The 19,533-nt window shown below is 57.0% G+C and carries 21 protein-coding genes; 9 read left to right on the forward strand and 12 right to left on the reverse strand.

The genetic code is table 11. From position 1 onward, the window contains the following. The first annotated feature begins 45 nt into the window (after positions 1-45). The 3 genes from IPM59_08955 to IPM59_08965 all read left to right on the forward strand — a co-directional run bounded on the left by IPM59_08955 (position 46) and on the right by IPM59_08965 (position 2,044). A complete protein-coding gene (locus IPM59_08955) occupies positions 46-258 on the forward strand; it encodes a hypothetical protein (protein MBK9215718.1) in 213 nt (70 codons plus the stop codon). Between the two features lie 241 nt (positions 259-499). Continuing rightward, entirely contained in the window at positions 500-1,261 is a 762-nt protein-coding gene (locus IPM59_08960) for an SDR family oxidoreductase (protein MBK9215719.1), read from the forward strand. A 6-nt stretch (positions 1,262-1,267) separates the two neighbouring features. Next, on the forward strand, positions 1,268-2,044 hold the full coding sequence (locus IPM59_08965) for a 3',5'-cyclic-nucleotide phosphodiesterase (protein MBK9215720.1): 777 nt from the start codon (positions 1,268-1,270) through the stop codon (positions 2,042-2,044). On the opposite strand, the gene IPM59_08970 is transcribed toward IPM59_08965, so the two are convergent. Together IPM59_08970 and IPM59_08975 are read right to left on the reverse strand one after the other, a co-directional pair. Continuing rightward, positions 2,041-2,274 (reverse strand): hypothetical protein, encoded by a 234-nt coding sequence (locus IPM59_08970; protein ID MBK9215721.1) that lies wholly within the window; start codon positions 2,272-2,274, stop codon positions 2,041-2,043. The two genes, IPM59_08965 and IPM59_08970, sit on opposite strands and share 4 nt — an antisense overlap. Then, positions 2,274-2,438 carry a hypothetical protein gene (locus IPM59_08975; GenBank protein MBK9215722.1) on the reverse strand — a complete coding sequence of 55 codons (165 nt, stop codon included), beginning with the start codon at positions 2,436-2,438 and terminating at the stop codon, positions 2,274-2,276. Before IPM59_08975 ends, IPM59_08970 begins: the two co-directional genes overlap by 1 nt. Positions 2,439-2,544: 106 nt before the next feature. Here IPM59_08975 and IPM59_08980 point away from each other — a divergent pair, with 106 nt between their 5' ends. The 5 genes from IPM59_08980 to IPM59_09000 all read left to right on the forward strand — a co-directional run bounded on the left by IPM59_08980 (position 2,545) and on the right by IPM59_09000 (position 8,480). After that, positions 2,545-3,441, forward strand: a complete 897-nt coding sequence (locus IPM59_08980) for a hypothetical protein (protein ID MBK9215723.1) — start codon at positions 2,545-2,547, stop codon at positions 3,439-3,441. 273 nt (positions 3,442-3,714) lie between these two features. After that, the gene (locus tag IPM59_08985) at positions 3,715-4,695 is read left to right on the forward strand and encodes an SLBB domain-containing protein (protein ID MBK9215724.1); all 981 of its coding nucleotides are present in this window, start codon (positions 3,715-3,717) and stop codon (positions 4,693-4,695) included. A gap of 6 nt (positions 4,696-4,701) precedes the next feature. Then, positions 4,702-4,920: a hypothetical protein gene (locus tag IPM59_08990; protein ID MBK9215725.1), complete on the forward strand. Its 219-nt coding sequence runs from the start codon at positions 4,702-4,704 to the stop codon at positions 4,918-4,920. A 9-nt stretch (positions 4,921-4,929) separates the two neighbouring features. Next, a complete protein-coding gene (locus tag IPM59_08995; protein MBK9215726.1) occupies positions 4,930-6,198 on the forward strand; it encodes a matrixin family metalloprotease in 1,269 nt (422 codons plus the stop codon). Positions 6,199-6,476: 278 nt separating this feature from the next. After that, entirely contained in the window at positions 6,477-8,480 is a 2,004-nt protein-coding gene (locus IPM59_09000; protein MBK9215727.1) for an amino acid transporter, read from the forward strand. A gap of 2 nt (positions 8,481-8,482) precedes the next feature. Here the strand turns inward: IPM59_09000 and IPM59_09005 are convergent, their stop codons facing one another. Next, complete coding sequence (locus IPM59_09005; GenBank protein ID MBK9215728.1) at positions 8,483-8,869, reverse strand: zinc-ribbon domain containing protein; 387 nt, start codon at positions 8,867-8,869, stop codon at positions 8,483-8,485. A gap of 184 nt (positions 8,870-9,053) precedes the next feature. Here IPM59_09005 and purD point away from each other — a divergent pair, with 184 nt between their 5' ends. Next, positions 9,054-10,325 carry a phosphoribosylamine--glycine ligase gene (gene purD, locus IPM59_09010; protein ID MBK9215729.1) on the forward strand — a complete coding sequence of 424 codons (1,272 nt, stop codon included), beginning with the start codon at positions 9,054-9,056 and terminating at the stop codon, positions 10,323-10,325. 2 nt (positions 10,326-10,327) lie between these two features. Here purD and IPM59_09015 read toward each other — a convergent pair whose 3' ends face one another. The 9 genes from IPM59_09015 to IPM59_09055 form a co-directional block, all read right to left on the reverse strand. Further along, complete coding sequence (locus IPM59_09015; GenBank protein ID MBK9215730.1) at positions 10,328-11,164, reverse strand: hypothetical protein; 837 nt, start codon at positions 11,162-11,164, stop codon at positions 10,328-10,330. A 119-nt stretch (positions 11,165-11,283) separates the two neighbouring features. Beyond that, positions 11,284-12,564 (reverse strand): chorismate synthase, encoded by a 1,281-nt coding sequence (gene aroC, locus IPM59_09020; protein ID MBK9215731.1) that lies wholly within the window; start codon positions 12,562-12,564, stop codon positions 11,284-11,286. Between the two features lie 54 nt (positions 12,565-12,618). Further along, positions 12,619-13,539: an EamA family transporter gene (locus IPM59_09025; protein ID MBK9215732.1), complete on the reverse strand. Its 921-nt coding sequence runs from the start codon at positions 13,537-13,539 to the stop codon at positions 12,619-12,621. Further along, complete coding sequence (rsmD, locus tag IPM59_09030; GenBank protein ID MBK9215733.1) at positions 13,532-14,083, reverse strand: 16S rRNA (guanine(966)-N(2))-methyltransferase RsmD; 552 nt, start codon at positions 14,081-14,083, stop codon at positions 13,532-13,534. Before rsmD ends, IPM59_09025 begins: the two co-directional genes overlap by 8 nt. 74 nt (positions 14,084-14,157) lie before the next feature. Then, positions 14,158-16,464, reverse strand: a complete 2,307-nt coding sequence (recG, locus tag IPM59_09035; GenBank protein ID MBK9215734.1) for an ATP-dependent DNA helicase RecG — start codon at positions 16,462-16,464, stop codon at positions 14,158-14,160. A 15-nt stretch (positions 16,465-16,479) separates the two neighbouring features. After that, complete coding sequence (locus tag IPM59_09040) at positions 16,480-17,376, reverse strand: hypothetical protein (protein MBK9215735.1); 897 nt, start codon at positions 17,374-17,376, stop codon at positions 16,480-16,482. Next, a complete protein-coding gene (locus IPM59_09045; GenBank protein MBK9215736.1) occupies positions 17,363-18,088 on the reverse strand; it encodes a queuosine precursor transporter in 726 nt (241 codons plus the stop codon). The genes IPM59_09040 and IPM59_09045 overlap by 14 nt, the downstream gene beginning before the upstream one ends. A gap of 68 nt (positions 18,089-18,156) precedes the next feature. Then, on the reverse strand, positions 18,157-18,420 hold the full coding sequence (gene rpsT, locus IPM59_09050; GenBank protein MBK9215737.1) for a 30S ribosomal protein S20: 264 nt from the start codon (positions 18,418-18,420) through the stop codon (positions 18,157-18,159). Between the two features lie 237 nt (positions 18,421-18,657). Then, on the reverse strand, positions 18,658-19,458 hold the full coding sequence (locus IPM59_09055; GenBank protein ID MBK9215738.1) for a DnaJ domain-containing protein: 801 nt from the start codon (positions 19,456-19,458) through the stop codon (positions 18,658-18,660). Positions 19,459-19,533: the final 75 nt, after the last annotated feature.

The raw sequence follows: 19,533 nt of genomic DNA on the forward strand, positions 1-19,533 counted from the left end.
CGCATTTATACCTAACGAGTTCATTCATTCAAGGGGGAACGTGAAATGTCAGATAAGGCAAAGATAAAGATCATCAAGCGAACCGAAGCACGACCGGCTAAACGCCGGGCCCGCGTCAAATCCACGCGTCAGGCCGCCCGCGACCTGGCCTCGACCGTTACCGATTGGGTCACGGACCTCAAACAACGCAAGTCGGACGAAACCCGCGCCGCCCTCGACCTCCTATTCTCCGGCGGCCGCACGCCGAGGGAGTCGTAGATTCCGTTTGAATTTGGCAGAGAAAAACAGGCAGACATACGTCGGGGCCTGTTTTCTTGCGGGGACCGTAAGCCTTCCGCTTCAGCGACGGTAGCTTCCAGAATTACCGCGATCATACCAAGCGCCTCGATTAGAAGGTCCGTACCTCGAATCGAACGGCTAACACTCCAGACGCGTGAGTAGGAATTTGCCACCCGCGCGGTTTCATTGCTATCCTTAACCGATTTCATTTCGACAGATTATGCAGGGTAAGGTCGTGATCGTTACGGGGGCGAGCAGTGGGATTGGGCGTGCTGCGGCTGCGCTGTTTGCCGAGCGTGGGGCGACGGTCGTTGCTGTCGGGCGGAACGAGAAGGAACTGAAGCATCTTGTGGCTGAGGCGAAGGACGCTGAGGGGACGATCAGGACACATCTGGCAGACGTGCTTGAGGATTCCAATCTCGAACGCATTGTCGCCGACTGCATGCAGAAGCACAAGCGGATTGACGTGCTGGTGAATTCCGCCGGCATTATCAAGAACGGGACCCTCGAAAGCACTACGATCGACGAATGGGACCGGATGATGAACATCAACCTGCGATCGGTCTTTATGCTCTCGCAGCGATGTTTGCCGCATTTGATCGCGTCGAAAGGGAATATCGTCAACGTGTCGAGCGTCGCCGGGACTCGCGCATTCCCTAACGTCTTTGCGTATTGCGTATCAAAGGCGGCAGTTGACCAGTTCACCCGCTGCGCGGCGTTGGAACTCGGCCCTAAGGGCGTCCGCGTAAACGCCGTCAACCCCGGCGTGGTCGTAACGAACCTCCACAAACGTGGTGGGATGGAAGCGGAAGCATATAAGGCGTTTCTTGAACATTCGACCGAAACGCATCCGATCGGACGGGTCGGTACGGCGGACGAGGTGGCGGAGCTTATCTGCTATCTGGCCTCGGACAAGGCCGGCTGGATCACGGGCGCGACCTACGCCATCGACGGCGGGCGTGCCCAAACGTGTGCGAGATAGACATTTATGAGAGTGCAGATGCTGCCCAGCACTATCGAACCCGACGGACGAGCGTCCGTAAGGCAGCATTTGCCTACGCTTGTTATCGACGACCGCGTGGCGATAGATGCGGGTTGCCTGGCGTTGTCGTGTTCGGACGCGCAGCGGACGAACATACGTGACGTCGTTCTGACACACGCCCATCTCGACCACATCGCCGGATTGCCCCTGTTTATCGACGATCTATTCGCAACGCTCACCGAACCCGTCCGCGTTCATGCGACGCGAGAGATGATCGACATTCTCGAACGCGACATCTTTAACTGGTCGATCTACCCGAAATTCTCTGAGCTTAGTAACCACAACGGCTCGGTTATCGAATATTGCGAATTTGAACACGGCAGTACGTTCGAGGCCGGCCATCTTTCGATCGAGAGCATAGCCGTTAATCACAAAGTCGGCGCCAGCGGTTATGTCATCTCGGACGGCAGTGTTTCGATAGCAATAACCGGCGACACGGCCGAGACGGATGCGATCTGGCAAGCCTGCAACTTTGCCGAAGACTTGGCAGCGATATTTGTAGAATGTGCGTTCCCAGACGAACTGGCCGATCTCGCCGCGGTCTCTTGTCATCTCACTCCGCGAGGGCTCAAAACTGAACTTGAGAAACTGACGAACCGGTCCGTTCCCGTTCATGTTGTCAATATTAAGCCTATGTATCGTCGGCAGGTCGTCGAACAGATCGACAAATTGGGAATCGGTCAAGTTGAGATTCTCGATGTCGGCCGAGTGTACGACCTCTAGCCTTTAGCCGCTTTCTCGCGCAAGAAGTTGATCGCCTCAAAAGCGGATTCACGATATTCGCCGGGAAAATCGTATAGCGTGACGCGGCCGTTACGCAGGACGCTCTCGATCCGATACGTCCGCTCCTCACGATCGCGGCCGGGCATTATCTCAGCCCGAAAAGTGACGTTCATCTCGGGCCGGGCCCAAACACTCTCTTCGCTCTTAAAAAGATTCTGCAGATTGACCATTATTCTTCCGGGGACGGGTCTTTCTTGTGTTTTACCTTTCGCAGCGACGGGTGACGTTTCTCTTCCAGAGCGTCGCTGCCGATGTGCCGCGATGGCGGAGCGGTCGGCTTTCTGATCGAATCAAAGACCGGCCTTACGGCCTTTTTCCTCCTATGCCGCACCATTTAGCGGATTATAGCAGACTACGCATTATTCGGGTTATAATCTAGCGAACCACACGGTCCCGCGATCCTTATCAGAGCCGGCCGTGAATCTTTCATGCGGTCAAATGTGCGCAGAACAAGACGGCCTTTCTGGCTGCCGGCGTCGAACTATTACGTTCTGACAGTCGCCGTATCGGCAGTATTCTTTTTCCTTGTCTGGGGCATCCTCCACGACGGCGGTGAAGAGACGCCGTGGATCACGGCCGGCATCGGGGCAAGCATCCTCATGATCGGGGCCGTCATTCTTCGCGAGGTGATCCTACGGCGCGCCAGAGCGAGACTGGCCGCCCAGCAGCGGTCGATCGACAGCCAGTTTCGGGGCCACTCTGCTAGATCAGACATCTACGACGGAGAAAAGCTGACACTGGAGCTGAACGCCGCGATCCTTGGCGAGATCAAGCAGAAATCCTCTGCCGCTAACGTGTTCGCGAAGGTTTCGGCAGGCCATCGTGAAGTGTTTGAGTTGTGCAGTGAGTATCTGGCCCGCAATGAGATCGACCTGAAGAATGTAAAAGCGGGATCGCCCCGGCTGGCCCCACTGCTACGGGGGCGTTCGACAGCAGGTGAACTCCATCGCTTTCATATGCTTAAGTGGGCTGAGATCGAGGCTCGTGCCTATGCCGCCGAGGCGCGAAGTCGCCCGGATGTTGCCGAAAAAATGGACGCAGCCCAGAGTGCGATCAGCGTGGTGGACACGGCCTTGGCCTCGTACCCCGAAGAGGACAGCTTGCGCGAATCGCGGCAGGTTCTCGGTGATCTGCTGGTTTCGATCAATGTCTCTCACTTGGTCGAGCAGGCCGAAAAGGCTGCGTTCAAGGGCGAATACTCGAACGCAAAGAGTATCTACAAGGACGCACTCTTTTATCTGGGGCGCGACAACGTCCAAAGTGATGAGCGTGAAGAGGCTGCAGAGAAGATCTTGGCCGAGATCGAGCGGATCAGGCTGCTCGAAAAAGGTGCGTGAGACTTTGGATGGGGCCGTGTAACGGTTATGCTGTTGGGAGTTAGATCATGATCTCTCAGAGATGTCCCCGATGCCGGAGCAAGCGAATCCGGCGGGGCTACAAGCCAACATCTTTGCTCTCCAAGCTGTTTTTCCGCTATCACTTGTTGTGCGACGCGTGTAACTGGGAATTCACGGGCTTTGCCGTGCCGGGCACCGTCGAACGCGGATCGCGGAATCGAAAATCCCGTGTCAAAGACCGATAGTCCTATCCCAGCTTGGTTTTGGGTGCAAATGTCCAGCTTCCGGCAGTTCTTGATCGTTTTCGCGTGCCTGCTGGTTCTCTGTGGTGGTGCAGGCGCTCAGGGAATTGTTGCCGGGGACGATCCGGATTCACTCGTACACTTTGGCGATCTGATCGACGTCGATGTATTGGGTGGATTCGAGTTTGACTGGCGCGGGCGACTCGATCCAGAGGGTTTTCTGGGTGGCTTTGACTCGTATGGCGACGCGATCTTTGGCCACTGCAGGTCGGTCGATCAGATCGCGGCCGATATATCTAAAGCGTTCTCCAAGATGCTCCGTGATCCGCAGGTCGTCGTCAGGATCATCGACCGGTCGAACCGGCCCACAGTAAGGCTTGACGGAGCGGTACGAACGCCTACGCGCTTCCGCCTGCTGCGGGGAGTAAACCTGCGGGAGCTGATCGTCATGGCGGGTGGGCTAACCGAAGGAGCCAGTGGAGGGATATCCATTTTTCGGCCCGGGAACGCAAGCTGTTCGGGCAATGACGCTGATGTCCGAACGATTCGCGAAGCTGCGCTGCGAGACAACGCCTCTCGAACGATCAACCTCAAAATCTCCGAACTCTTGAGCGGGTCGGGCGACGCTGACCCCAGAATACTCAGCGGCGACCTCATATCTGTCGTAAGGGCAGATCCGGTCTACGTGATCGGCGCAGTCAATAATCCGCGGCCGATCTACTCGGCTCTTGAAATGACTGTCACTCGTGCCATTGCTGCGGCTGGCGGTCCGGCGAAAGGAGCGGATAAGCAGAGGATAACCCTCTTTCGAAAGGATCAGAATGATAGTCGCGTGATCGAGACCAGCTTACAGCAGATCGAGCGAGGCCAAGTCCCGGATATTATCCTAAAACCGTTTGATATACTGGAGGTTGGGACGAAAGGTGGGCCGAAGCGGCAATATCCGCCGGTGATCGCCGGAGATGACAATGGGTCACTAAAGACGGAGTTGCCGCTCCGTGTGGTAAACTAACGACTTATGGCTAATAGCAAGAGTGGAATCAGCCGGCGCAAGCTGGCGTTGATCTGGATGGTAGCGGTCGCGGCGCTGATCGGCGGCTTGATCGCATATGAGCAGATATCGATCCTTTACGTCCTTGCGACGTTGGCGATCGTCGTTCTTTTGTTGATCGTGGGCTTTACTGACCTCGAGAAAGTGAGCCGTACGGACGGCGACGGTGCCGTGGCAAAAAGCTAGAGCGAGCTTATGCAGGCGATCAGGGATGTTTGTGGCTGTCTGCTGTTATTGGCGTGCTTTTCCGCCTCGGTATTTGCTGCGCCTGCGAGCGCGTCCGTTGACCGCGGCGAGCCTCTAAGCCTCAAATGGCGGACGCCGGTGATCCGCCTCTCGTTGTCGAATTCACTTTATCGTCCGAGCCCAAATATCAAGGCCGATAGTGATATCACCGGAGCAATAAAGAGAAGTCTCACAGCCTGGAGCACCGTCGCGGATGTCGAATTTACGGTTGCTACGTCCGAACGTCAGAGTATCAGTCCGTCAGGTGTCGCCGGTGACGGTGTCAGCTTGATCACGATCGCTCAGACCCCTGAGAATGTGTTGCTTTTCTCTCGGGACCCGAACGCCGAATCTGCACGCACACGTGTGTTTTACAACCGTCTCGGAACGATCACCGAAGCTGACATTGTATTGAATCCATTTCTCCAGTTCTCGACCGATGGGACCTTTGGCACGTTTGACCTTGAATCGACTCTTACTCATGAGATCGGCCACCTGCTCGGGATCCGGCATTCGGGAGTGATTGGTTCTGTTATGAGCGAGAGCCTCGCTCGCAACAATGAGTTTCCGTTCGTCAATGGCCCGCGCACACTCGCGGCGAGTGATATTGCGGCCGTCCGTCAGATATATGGATCGACGGCGGTTGAAGACTGTTGCTCGACGATCACGGGAAAACTCACGACCAGATCGGCCAGCGGCATGAGTGTCTGGGCCGAAGAGAACGGGACGGGCCGGGTGTCGGCGTGGGCCGAGGTGGCTGCAGACGGGAGTTTTCAACTGGGTGGTATGCCTGGCGGAAGCTACTCGCTGTTGTGGCGGCGCATTGAGGGAAAGGCACACTCAAGCATCGGATACCTAGGCATGGTGAGACTCGGTGCTCAGGAGACAAAGACCCTATCGCTGAGGCTCGATCCGGAAGGCACGAGAGACGAACTCTTGTTCGTGGGCCTCAACAGCCAACTGACAGATTCGTCGATAACGCTCGACACCGGTCGTGAGCACGTCGTATTTCTCGGCGGCAATTCACTTGATCGGCGAGATATCGCGGTCGAGTTCAACTCGCCCTACATAACGATCTTGCCTAGATCGGTCCGTCAGCACGACTTTGGTGACGACCTCGCGGTCATCAGTTTTGTCCTGAAGATCAGTCCTGATACACCGCCGGGCCTGTATTCTATTTTCGCAACGAGTGAGGACGGTATTCAGTCCGCGCTGCCTGGCGCTGTCGCCATCCGGTAGCGTCATTATTAGCGGCGCGATGGTCTTACCTTCCGCTCCGACTTGTATTTGCGTTTTCGTTGCTCTTGTGCATAATTAGCTTGTTCACCTCCCGGTGAACATAAGGTTGCTTCGGCAGCCGCGGGGCGGCGGTGTGGGAGACGTCGCCCCTTTCAATTTGCGCAGACCGGCTTGATGGACATGCTGCTCAGGTTCGTGTTTCTCAGGACCGACAGGACAATATCAGAAAGTTGTGGCCGCGGGCGCAGGACGTCCGGCGGTCTTTGTGTTTTCGGGCTATGAAGGCTGGTGCTAAAAGCTGGTTCAAAACGTGGCTTTTCGAAGGCGTAGCCGAGATCGAAGGGCCGCACGAACCCGAAGGCCGCCACAAGCGCCATCCGTGGTGGAAAGTAATGTGCCTGACCGGCGTCGATTATTTCTCGACGCTCGGTTACCAGCCGGGCATCGCCTTTCTGGCCGCCGGTGCATTGTCGCCATTCGCGACACTCGTATTGGTGCTGCTGACGTTGTTCGGTGCTTTGCCGATGTATAAGCGAGTCGCCGAAGCGAGCCCCCACGGCGACGGCTCGCTGTCGATGCTAGAGAATCTCCTTTCGCGCTGGAAGGGCAAGATGTTCGTGCTCATCCTCCTTGGGTTTGTTGCCACAAGCTTCATTATCACCATCACACTGTCGGCTGCCGACGCGACGGCCCACATCGTTGAAAACCCGTTCGTTAGAGAGAACCTTCATTTCCTTGAGCACCCCGTGATCGTGACCCTTGTCCTCATCGGGATGTTGGGGATCGTCTTCCTGCGGGGTTTCAACGAGGCGATCGGTATCGCGGTTGGGATCGTTGCCGTGTTCCTTGTGCTCAACGTCGTGACCATCGCTCGTGGATTGTATGAGATCTTCTGGATCCATCCTGAGGCCTTCACTAAATGGCAGTCGGTCGTGTGGGCAACTCCTTCCGTGGAGGGCAGCGTACTTTGGCTCGCGATCGTGTCGCTGTGGTTCTTTCCAAAGCTCGCCCTCGGCCTGTCGGGGTTTGAGACCGGCGTCGTCGTGATGCCGCTGGTCAAGAGCGACCACTCGCTGCCCGCCGAACAGAAGGCGCGGCTGCACACCGCATTCTCCGAGGCACAGATCACGAGCGACGAGGAACGCTATCTCGCCGGGCGTATCCGTAACGGAAAAAAACTGCTCGCCGGTGCCGCTCTTATCATGAGCGTGATGCTTGTCGGCAGCAGTGTCATTACAACAATGCTCGTTCCCGCCGAGGCGTTCCAACAGGGTGGAGCGGCCTATGGACGAGCCCTCTCGTATCTGGCCCATGGCCTGCTCGGTGAGATATTCGGGACTGTCTATGACATCTCGACCATAATGATCCTCTGGTTTGCGGGTGCGTCGGCAATGGCAGGCCTGCTGAACATCGTGCCGCGCTATCTGCCGCGATACGGCATGGCACCGGATTGGGCCAGGGCGACGCGGCCGCTTGTCCTTGTCTTTACCCTCATCTGTTTCGTCGTAACCTTCATGTTCCAAGCTGATGTGACGGCGCAGGGCGGAGCCTACGCGACCGGCGTTCTGGCCTTGATGACATCTGCGTCGTTCGCTGTGATGGTCTCGGCCTGGCGCCGCCGACATGCGACGTGGCCGCTTTATGTGGCCATCACGATCGTCTTTGTGTATACACTTGCCGTCAATATGATCGAACAGCCGAGCGGTATCCAGATCGCGGCGATGTTTATCTTTGCCATTATTGCCAGTTCGTTTGTGTCGAGGGCCATGCGCTCGACCGAGATCAGGATCGATCAGATCGAACTTGATCCGGCGGCACAGGCCTTTCTTGACGAGGTCGATGCCGAGGGTGAGATACGGATCGTCACTAATCGTCGCGAGGAAGGCGACCTGACCGAATATCGGTTCAAGGAGCACGAGAAACGTGTCGACAATCACATCCCATCGTCCGATCCGGTGATCTTCTACGAGATCGAGCCAGGCGATTCGTCTGAGTTCAAGGGCAAGCTTTTCATCCGCGGCGTTGACGTGGAGGGTTACAAGATACTTCGCACCCAAGCGCCGGCCGTGCCAAACGCTATCGCTGCGTTCCTACTCTATCTGCGCGACCGAACCGGCAAGATACCGCACGTCTATTTCGGCTGGAGCGAGGGCAATCCGATCATGTATCTTGCCCGCTATATTCTCTTCGGTGAGGGCGACACGGCTCCGGTGACTCGCGAGATACTGAGGCAGGCCGAGTCCGATCCACAACTTCGCCCAAACGTACACGTAGGCGGCTGACGTCAACCGGCCGCAGCGGCGGCGCGCTCGGTATCGATCTCGAGAAAGCACTTGCGACAGTAGACCGGCCGTCCCTGGCTCGGAAAGAACGGTACTGTCGTTGCATCCCCGCAGAGTGCGCATTCGGCGGCGACCTCTATCCTTGGACGTTTGCCGGTGGTCCTTGCGATCTCGACGGCCCGCAGGCGGCGGTTCTTGGCCTTCTTGCAGGGCTTGCACCTTTTGGGTGGATGGGTCAGAAGTTTCTGGCGGAAGAATAACTGCTCGCCCGCGTTCCATATGAACGCAAGTGAACAGTCGATACAAATGATTGAGATATCCTGAAGATCGGTATCTTCGTCGGCGGACGAACGAACGCTCGCGGCTCCTTGATCTTCGATATCCGACATGCCCGGCCCTATCACTCTCTCGACGCCTCCTTAGACTAAAGGCAACCTCGTATTGTAGATTGGACAGGTGGGGGCGGCTGTCCAATCTAGCATTTAGCGCTACGTTGAGATTGTTTGACCATACATCCGGCGAGTTCCAATGTCAAGACGGTATGACTATCCGGCTTTTGCAGTCAATGATCCTATGAATGTCCTTGTGATCGGTTCCGGCGGCCGCGAGCATGCTATCTGTGCGGCGTTTCGCCGTTCGCCGCGAGTTGAAAAGCTTTTCTGCGCGAATGGGAATGCGGGCATCGCCGCGATCGCTGAGTGCGTACCGATCCGCCACGACGAGGCCGCCCGTCTCGTTCAGTTTGCGAGCGAGAATAGTGTCGACATGACCTTTGTCGGTGGTGAGACGCCGCTGGCGTTGGGCGTTGTCGATGAGTTTGAGAAACGCGGCCTGAGGATCATCGGGCCACGGCGAGATGCCGCCCGGCTCGAATCGAGCAAGGCATTTGCAAAGGATTTTATGGCGCGTCACGGCGTGCCGACCGCGCGGTATGTCACGGCCCATTCGGCGGGTTTTGCCATTCTTGAGCTCGAGAGCGGCGATTTTGGCGGGCCGGACGCTCCGGTGGTCGTCAAGGCGGACGGCCTCGCTGCCGGTAAAGGCGTCGTTGTCGCCCGTGATCGAGCCGAGGCTGCGGATGCGATCAACACAATGGCGTCGCTGGTCGGGACGGCCGCTGCCGAGAAGATCGTGCTCGAGGAATGTCTCGTCGGTAGGGAAGTCTCGCTCCTGGCATTTGTCGACGGCGAGAGCTACGCTCTCATGCCGGCGACCCGCGATCACAAGCGCATCGGCGACGGTGATTCCGGCCCTAACACAGGCGGAATGGGAGCCATCACCGATGCGTCGCTCCTGACCGGCGAACAGCTTGCTGAGATCGAGCAAACGATCATTCGTCCGACGCTTGCCGGATGCGAAAGAGAGGATATCTCCTTTCGCGGGATACTTTTTCTTGGCCTGATGATGACCGCAGCGGGGCCGAGGGTACTCGAATACAACATTCGATTTGGGGATCCGGAAACTCAGGCCATACTTGTCAGGCTCGATACCGACCTTCTTGATATCTGCGACGCGATGCTTGCCGGGACGCTCGGTGATATGGATATTCGCTGGCGGCCGGGAAGCTCGGCCTGTATAGTTCTCGCTTCCGAGAACTATCCCTCGATGCCGCGCACTGGCGATGTCATCTCCGGCGTGGCCGAAGCCTCGGCTGCGCCGAACGTCCAGGTGTTTCATGCGGGGACGACCGATTCGCCCGACGGCAGCATTGTGACGTCGGGCGGCCGCGTGCTGGGTGTAACGGCGACCGGCGCAACGCTCGACGAATCGCTCGCGACGGCCTACTCGGCTGTCGAAAAGATCTCCTGGCCCGGGATGCAATACCGACGCGATATTGGCAAGTAAGGTCATCCGACAGCCTTTGCCTTGCGGTCGTATTCGTCAGCTTCGCTCGCTAAGCCATTCTTTCGACAATATTCCGCTAGTTTCTTATAACGATCACCGGCAGCGATGTCAGACAGCCAGCAGATCTTCGCCATACATTCCGGACATGTGTCGATCGGCCGCCGGTCGGTCTCAGCAAGGTTGTTCGTGCCGCTCATCAGGCATTCATATTTCGTGCAATGCCGCATCGAGAACATATGCCCCGTCTCGTGCGCAGCGATCTTTAGCGTTCGCCCGAGGAACTTGTCGTAGGCGGCGCGGTCATCCAGCCTAGCCAGCGACCACACGCCCAGCCGGTCTTCGAGGCTGGCCTGGCCAAACACGTAATTCATCGACTCGTTCGGATACAGGTCGTCTGCGGTGAATGCGATCAGCGCGGCAGCGTCAGCAGGGAGCAGCGGTTTTAGAACGTCATTGATGATGTGGCCCGTCTTTATCTGTCGCGTCTTTGTGAATTTGTTTTGGCGAATGTGCGGCCAAGTTGCCGTGAATGCCCGCGATGGCATCTTTTCGACGGGAAGATCATAGAAAATCGCGATATATCCGGCGGCGATGTCTATTATCTTTTTCTGTTGCGGCGTGAAAGTTCCCAATGGAAGAACATAGAGCTTCTGACGCTCCTGCTTTGGCCTGACAGGGTCGCTGTCAAGGTATTCCTCAAACGTCTGCCCCGGCTCGTTGTGGGATTCGAGCCAGTCATCTCGTGATGGCGTGCCCATCGGCTTGAAGAAAGGTTCGACCTTCTTGATAGCATCACGCAGTTCCTTGAGCTCCCGCTTTGCCTCGCGGGCCGCCGACATATTCGACGCGGGCCTATCTACAGTGGAAGAACAGCCCACGAAATACACGAAAGACACAAAAAGGAAGATAATTCCTGCACATCTTTTTTTCGTGCTATTCGTGTATTTCGTGGGCATTTTTAATAGGTCGCCAGTGCAGCGACGTAACTGTCGTAGCTGCGTTTCATTTCTTCGATCGAATCTCCGCCGAATTTGGCACGCATAGCGTCGGCAAGGACTATCGCGAGCATGGCTTCGCCGATGACACCGGCCGCCGGGACAGCGGTGATGTCGGAGCGTTCGAATGCGGCATCTGACGCGAGCTTTGTCTCTATGTCCACGGAGCGCAGCGGTTTTCGCAAGGTCGAGAGCGGTTTCATATGGCCGCGAACGCGGATCTCTTCGCCGTTGGTGATGCCGCCCTCGAGACCGCCCGCACGATTAGTTCTGCGGCAGTAGTCTGAACCGCCTGCGGTAGCGGGCGGTTGAACGTTCGCTTCCACGGCCTCATCGGTCGGCATTAAACCACCCGCGACCGCCGGTGGTACTGACATAAATATCTCATCGTGCACCTGCGACCCGGGCCGGCCGGCATTTGCGACGCCTTCGCCTATCTCGACGGCTTTTGTGGCATGGATCGACATTATGGCGCGGGCGATGCGGCCGTCGAGTTTGTCTTCCCACGACGTGTGAGCACCGAGGCCGACAGGTACGCCGCGGGCGACGACCTCATAGATGCCGCCGAGCGTGTCGCCCTGCTTTTTGGCATCGTCGATGGCTTTGATCATCTCCTTTTCAGCGGATTCGTCAACACACCGCAGCGGCGAATTCTCGCGCATTGCCGAGATCTCATCCCACGAGCGCCAAAGCGGGACCACCTGCACCGGGCCGAGGCGGATGACGTGGCTTTTGATCTCGATACCGAAAACGGCGAGAAGCTGTTTGGCGATGGCTCCGCAGGCGACGCGGGCGGCAGTCTCGCGGGCGGAAGCGCGTTCGAGAATGTTTCGCAGATCGCGGGCACCGTATTTTTGTCCGCCGGCAAGGTCCGCGTGGCCGGGGCGAGGGCGAGTGACGGCGCGTTCAGCGTTCCCGTCGTCAGATGAGTCGGTGCCCTTTCTTCGTGCGGGCTTCTGCGGCGGCTCGACGCTCATGACATTCTGCCAGTGCACAAAATCCTTGTTCTCGATCACCAGCCCTATGGGCGAGCCGAGCGTTTTGCCGTGACGGATGCCGGAGATGATCTCGACCTTATCGTCCTCGATCTTCATCCGTCCGCCGCGGCCGTAGCCCTGTTGCCGCCGCCAGAGTTCGTGGTCTATGGCCGCTGAGTCGATCGGCAGCCCGGCGGGCACGCCCTCAATGATCGCCATTAGAGCTTTGCCATGCGATTCGCCAGCGGTTGTGAAATTGAAGAACATCAGGAGAATTTAACCACAGGTAAACACGGATAAGCACAGATAGAAATACCAAATCTATCCGTGTGCATCGGTGTTTATCTGTGGTTTTACCGTTTTCCGTCGAAAGACTATCAGGCCGATACTAGCGATGATCAGAAGCCCGCCGGCGAATGTCAGAGGCGGCAGCGTTTCGCCGAGGACGACGTTCCCGATCACCACGGCCAGCAACGGCGTGACAAGCGAGATCATCATCGCCTTTGTCGATTCGATCCGGCCCAGCAGCCAATAATACAGCCAAAATGCTATCACGGAGCCGAAAAGCGCCAGATAAAGGACGCAGATGATCGACATCCATGACCACGAAAACACGAGCGGATTGCCCTCTCGGATAAGGCTGTATGCGATGACCGGCGGCAGGCCACAGAGCATTTGGCAGAAAACGAGCGACGCCGGATGAATGCCCCCGGCCTTTGCTTTGATCAGTATTGACGCCTGTGCGGCGGCATACGATCCAACCACGACGGCGACACACCCGACGAAGGCCAGCAAGTTCTCAACACGCAACTGGTCGCTGAATATCACGCCGACTCCTATAATGCCGATGGCGACGGCGACGATCTTTTGCGGTGTAATTCGTTCGTCGGGCAAGAATATCCAAGCAAGGACAAGCCCAAAGACCGTGATGGTCGCCTGCAGGACGGCCGCAAGGCCCGACGAAATGTACTGCTCACTCCAGAAGACCATCGAGTAGTTGACACCAAATTGCAGGATGCCTGTCAGGGCGATCAAGCGCCATTCTGCCGCGGTTTTTGGCAATTGTATCCTTTGGGTCCGAATGACCACGAACAGAACGACTACCGAAATGAGAAAACGGGCCGACGAGAACGCGATGGGCGGCAGATCGTTGAGGCCGATCTTGATAAAGATCCACGTGGTGCTCCAGATCAATGCGAGGATGAGCCAAACGAAGGCCTTTAACGAAAAAATCTTAGGCATTCTCGTAAAAGCTCAGGCTTGATTCGCCCTGTTTGACAACGCGCCATCGGCGGAGCCGTCCGACGGCGTCGTGGATGTGTGATTTGGCGTGATGTTCGACGACCAGGATGCCGCCCTCGCGGAGCAGGTCCGCTTTTGTGCCAAAATCGTGTATCACGAGCGATGGGTCGAAATCGTATGGCGGATCAAAAAAAGCGATATCCCAGCCGGTCTCGTGCTCGCGGCTCGTGAAATTCTCGGCATCCAGATTAAGCACGTCGGTCTGCGATTCCGGAACCTGTAGCTTGTCGAGGTTCTCCTCGATCAAGGCGCACGAGCGTTTAGATCGGTCGACAAATGTCACGAATGCCGCTCCGCGAGAGAGGGCCTCGATACCTATCGCACCGGTTCCGGCACATAGGTCGAGGAAGCGCGTATCGTCATTGATGTTTGGAGCGAGAATATTAAAGAGTGTCTCGCGCAGACGGTCCGAGGTCGGCCGTGTTTTCGCGTCGGGCGGACTTTTCAAGGTGCGGCCGCGATAAATACCCGAGATGACGCGCATAGGTCTAACGTTGTGAGTCCAAGCTTTAGCTTGTTCCTATTCTATCTAAGACACGCTAAAGCTTGAACTCAGAACTAACCGATGCTGCCGAGCCGCAGGCGTCTATCGCCTCGGACGAGGCGAACCATTTCGGCGGTTTCGGGTGACATCCGGCGTCTTGTGAGGAGTTCATTGGCCTCGGTGCGCGCGGCGACTAGTAGATCGAGGTCGCGAATGATATTGGCGATCTTAAAGTTTTGCAGGCCTGACTGCCGCGTTCCGAGGATCTCGCCCTGGCCGCGAATTTCAAGGTCTTTCTCCGCGATCTTAAAGCCGTCCGACGTTTGCTCCATGATGCCGAGGCGTTCTCTTGCTGTCGCGGTCCGCTTGTCGCCGGTCAGCAGGACACAGTAGCTCTGTTCGGCACCTCGCCCTACACGGCCGCGAAGCTGGTGAAGCTGCGACAGCCCGAACCTCTCAGCGTGCTCGACGACCATCAGCGACGCATTCGGCACATCGACACCGACCTCGATGACCGTGGTCGAGACGAGAATGTTGATGCGGCCTGCTAGGAAATCGGCCATGATCGCCTCCTTTTCCGCCGGTTTCATACGGCCGTGGAGCAACCCCACGTTGTATTGAGGAAATACGGTTCGCCGCAGTTCGTCGTACATAGCGGTCGCGGCCTTTAGGTCGGATTTGGCGGATTCCTCGATCAGTGGATAGACGACGTAGGCCTGGCGGCCGAGTTTGATCTCGCGTTCGATGCCTTTGTAAACGCCGCGACGCTGGTCGTTGCCGCAGACGACCGTTTTGATCGGGGTGCGGCCGGGCGGCAATTCATCGATGATCGAAACATCAAGGTCGCCGTAAACGGTCATCGCCAAGCTGCGCGGAATCGGTGTCGCGGTCATCACGAGCACGTCGGGATTGACGCCCGCGGCCTTGATTTGGGCTCGCTGGAGCACACCGAATCTGTGCTGTTCATCGATCACAGCCAGGCCGAGCCGCTCAAATGTCACACCTTCCTGTATCAGGGCATGTGTGCCGACGATCATATTCACGTCGCCACCAGCGAGCGCAGCCAGCGTCCTTTTTCGCTCGGCTGCCTTTGTGCTGCCGACGAGCAACTCGATGCGATAGCCGCCCTCGCCAAGGAGCGCCCGCGCATTTCGAAAATGCTGTTCGGCCAGTATCTCGGTCGGGGCCATTAGCGCCGCCTGATAGCCATTTTCGGCGACGGCAAGCATCGCGAGTAACGCGACGATCGTCTTGCCGCTGCCGACGTCGCCCTGGATCAAGCGGTTCATCGGTTTGTCGGATTTGAGGTCGGTGAATATCTCTCCGACCACGCGTTTTTGGGCGCCCGTGAGTGGGAATGGCAGGATCGACCTCAATCTTTCCTTTGTGTGGTCAGTGACCTCGATGACGGTGCCTTTCGGCTCCTGCTCGCGCTCGCCGCGGAGCAGGCCCATCGAGAATGCAAGCCAGAAAAATTCGTCAAATATCAGCCGCCGCTGAGCGGGGCTGCGAAGCATCTCATACTCGCTGATGAGAGCATCATCGGGCGGAAAGTGGATCTCGCGAATGGCCTGAGCTCGTGACGCGAGGTTGTGGCGTTCACGAATCTCGGCCGGCAAAGTGTCGGTGGCCGAGGCAGGATCAATGTTGTCGAGCAACGAATGGATCACCTCGCGTAAACGCTTGGTCTGAAACGGGCCGAGCTTGCGATATACGGGCACACGGCCCGTGTGGATCGTCGCCAGCGACGGATCGGAGGCGTTCTCATCGTCGGTCTCATCGATTGTCTTCACAGTGGCCGACTCGTCGCTCGGTTGTTCGAGCAGGCCAAAGCTCTCTGCGTCGCCCACCGACGGCAATATCTCGATCTCGTCGGGCTTCTGGATCCGCAGTTCAAATCGACCGCGTTCGTCGCGTTCCCAGCGGCCGTGGGCGACAAAACGGGTGCCGAGGGCGAAGCGTTTCTCATACCACGCGGCGATCTCGTTCGAATTCCGGCCTGAGATGAACCATTTGACGGCTACCGGCAGCATGAGCCGGTCACGGTCGCCGGCGATCAACTCAAATAGGAAAAGCGGGGGCTTTCGCGGGTCGCGGTTACGGCCGACGCGGCGGCCCGAGGCTTTGCGAACGAAAAGCTCGACGGCGGCCTCAATGCCGTCCTCGAGTTTATCGAGCGAGAGAAAATTTGACCTGTCCTCGTAACGCGAAGGGAAATAGCTGAGCAGATCGCCGACCGTTGCGGCTTCGACGTCGGTTTTGCCCGCCAGCGAGGCCACGGCGGCGGCGAGTTTCCTACTTAGGTTAACGGTCAGGTTCGCGAGCGCGTCACGGGGGACATCAACGAGCGGTGTGGACAATTCGATCGATGGCGACGGCATTGGTCACCTGATTATCTACGATTTTTGCGTCAAACGGTAAATCGCGGTGCCGGTGAGGACGGATTCGAGCGGCATTTCGCGGAATTTACGGTTCAGCTTGCCGAGGTTCATCATCGAGCGGTCGAAATCGTTGGTGTAGAGAATTTCGACGTTGAGGTTGGCGTTCTCAAAAGCCTGCATGAATTCATGATGGCGTTTGCGGTTTGGAACGCCGCGATTAGAGCCTGTTAGCCTCCACATCCAATCGGAAAACCAAAGGAAGGTTCCCGGATCGCTATATTGGAACCAGCAATCGTGCGGCCCAAAATCCACGCGGTGGAGGCCGACGCCGCCATCGGTCAGCACTCGGTTGTGAACGTCGGCGAAGGCCTGAATATCTGACAGGTGTTCGGCGACCTGGAATGAGCAGACGATGTCGTATTTACTCTCGGTCTTCGCGGTCTCCAGAGGTTCGCCGATCACCTCGACGCGGTCAGGATAGCCTTCCGGAAAATCCGACGCATGCAGCCATGCGGGCCACGGCACGGCTGGATAGAACCGCGGCCAGTTCTTCTCGATCTCGGCGTACCAGTGCTTCGAGGCCTCACCCGAATAATCGCCCGGAAACCGGTCGATACCGCCGTAGCGTGAAGCGCCGGCCGCCAGAATGCTCAATCCGGAGGTCAGATGGTCTCCGGGACCGATCTCGCAGACTAACTTGCCGGTGAGGTCGCCGACGTATTCGCGCAGCAAACTAAGGCTCGCGAACGCGTAGTTTTGCAGGAATTCGTCTGTGTTTGTATGGTATTGCGCCGTGCGCGGGCGCTTGAGGCGCCAATTGCGCACAAGGCGATTGCCCATCAGCAGATTCTTGCCGATCTGCGTTACGAGGTCGTGGACGATGTTGATATTTCCCGATCTAGTTCTTTCCATGCTCGGGTTCGAGGGCCAGGGTGAAAGGGTTAAAATTTGTGTCGCGGTCGAAATGGTCTTCGTGTTCAGCCCGTTTAAGGAAGCGGACGACCTTGTACGTTATCGGGGTTGCGACGATCTCCCAAAACACCTTGAGAAAGTAGTTGCCGACAAGTACACTGACGACCTCGGCGGCCGGCCAGGTGCCGAGGAATGCCAGCGGATAGAAGATCACGCTGTCAACGGCCTCGCCGGCGAAGGTCGAGCCGATCGTGCGCGTCCACAGATATTTGCCGGAGGTGAAAACCTTCATTTTCGCAAGAACGAATGAATTGACAAATTCGCCCGCCCAAAACGCAAGCAGCGAGGCCGCGACGATGCGCCACGTCTGGCCGAATATAGTGTTGACCGCGACCTGCTGCTCGGCAGGCATGACCGAAGCTGCAGGCAGCGACGTGACGATGAATGCCATCAGCGATGCAAAGATCAAGGCACCGAATCCCGCCCAGATGACCTTTCTCGAGCGGGCATAGCCGTAAACTTCCGTCAGAATGTCGCCGAAAAGGTAGCTGAGCGGAAAGAAGAGGACGCCCGTGCCAAAGACGTATTCGCCGATCACCGGCAAGTTGACCGACGATACCTTGTGGACGCCGATCAGGTTTGAGCACAGCAGGACGGCGACGAACGCAGCCATGAGCAGATCAAAGTATTTGAATTGTCGCGGCTGGGCCATCAAAAAAAGAAGCGAGCCGCTATTGGCGGCCCGCTCATTGTATCAAAGCGAATTTATTAGCAGAAATTTTACGCGATACCGTTAACGTGTTTGGTGAGCCGCGATTTGTATCTCGCGGCAGTGTTCTTGTGAATGATGCCTTTGTTGACCGCTTTATCGATCAACGAGACGGTTGGAATGAGAAGCTCAGTGCTTCCTGATTTGTCGTGGCCAGCGACTGCGGCGCGCAGCTTCTTGACAGAAGTGCGCAGTTTGCTGCGGTTACTGCGGTTTATCTCGTTGCGTCGGGCATTTTGCCGCATACGCTTTTCTGCTGATTTGTGATTAGCCATCTATACTCCAATACAAATGAAACAAACCTTAGAGTCTAATCAGGCAACGGCATTCTGTCAAGCCCGCTTCAGCGGTCGCAATGGTTCAGTTTGAAATTGTGATCGTCTCTCCGATCTCTGCGAAACTCTTTGCGTTCTCCGCGTGGGATATTTGCTAAGGTTTTTTTCCACGCAGAGAACGCAGAGGTTGAAACATAGTGTTCGCGGAAGAGGCGATTTTCAAACTAAACCACTACTTCAGCGGTCGAGGCTCGATGCGAATGAGTGCATGATATCGACAAACAGAGTGATAATCGGCGGGTAGAACAGAAATTCGGGCTTTAGATACGGTGAGAACATTCGCGGCAGGGAACTGGCGGCAAAATCGATCTGCGATCCGACGACGATACCGATGCCCAGACATAGAACGAGGCCGCCAACGAGAGCGCCCGCGGCGGCCAGCCGCGAATACGGCTTCTCCCTTTTCTCGCCTTCATCGAGGATTGACTCGTGAATGTCAGTTCCCGCTCCCGTGTATCGCTCAAATCCCTCGCGGAACCGCCCTACAATATGGATCACACCGACGAGAAAAAGAGCCACGATGATGATCTTGCCGATGACGAGAGATTCGGCAAATATGCGCGGCTTTAGGGCAGTAACGATTATCGCTGAGACAAATAGAGCGACGACCGGGTAAACGATCTTTTGAAACGCCGCCGCCTCATCGCGTTCCTCGGCCATCAGCCGGTCGATGATGTCGTTATAACGCTTTTCGACAACCATTTGCCGCCAACGCTGAATGTGTGGATTTGATGAGAGGAATGGATCGCCGTTAGAGCCGGCTGTTACCTCCTGGAGGCGTTGGTCATATTTGCGCCGTTCTTTCGCATTGCCGAGGACCTCATAGGCCTCAGCGATGGCGGCGAATCTTAGAGCGGTTTCCTCAGAGCCCGTGTGGCTGTCGGGGTGGAGTTTTCGCGCCAAGCGGCGATATGCGGACTTTATCTCGGCGCCCGACGCCTCAGGCGAAACCTTAAGTATGTCGTAGTAGTTCACCATCGCAGGCGGCAAAAGCGAGGTATTCGGGAGACGACCACCGGGCGACCGGCCCGGCGAACATCCCAAATTGTATCA

Origin of the sequence: Chloracidobacterium sp., from assembly GCA_016715795.1 — a bacterium.
Taxonomy (GTDB): Bacteria; Acidobacteriota; Blastocatellia; order Pyrinomonadales; family Pyrinomonadaceae; genus OLB17.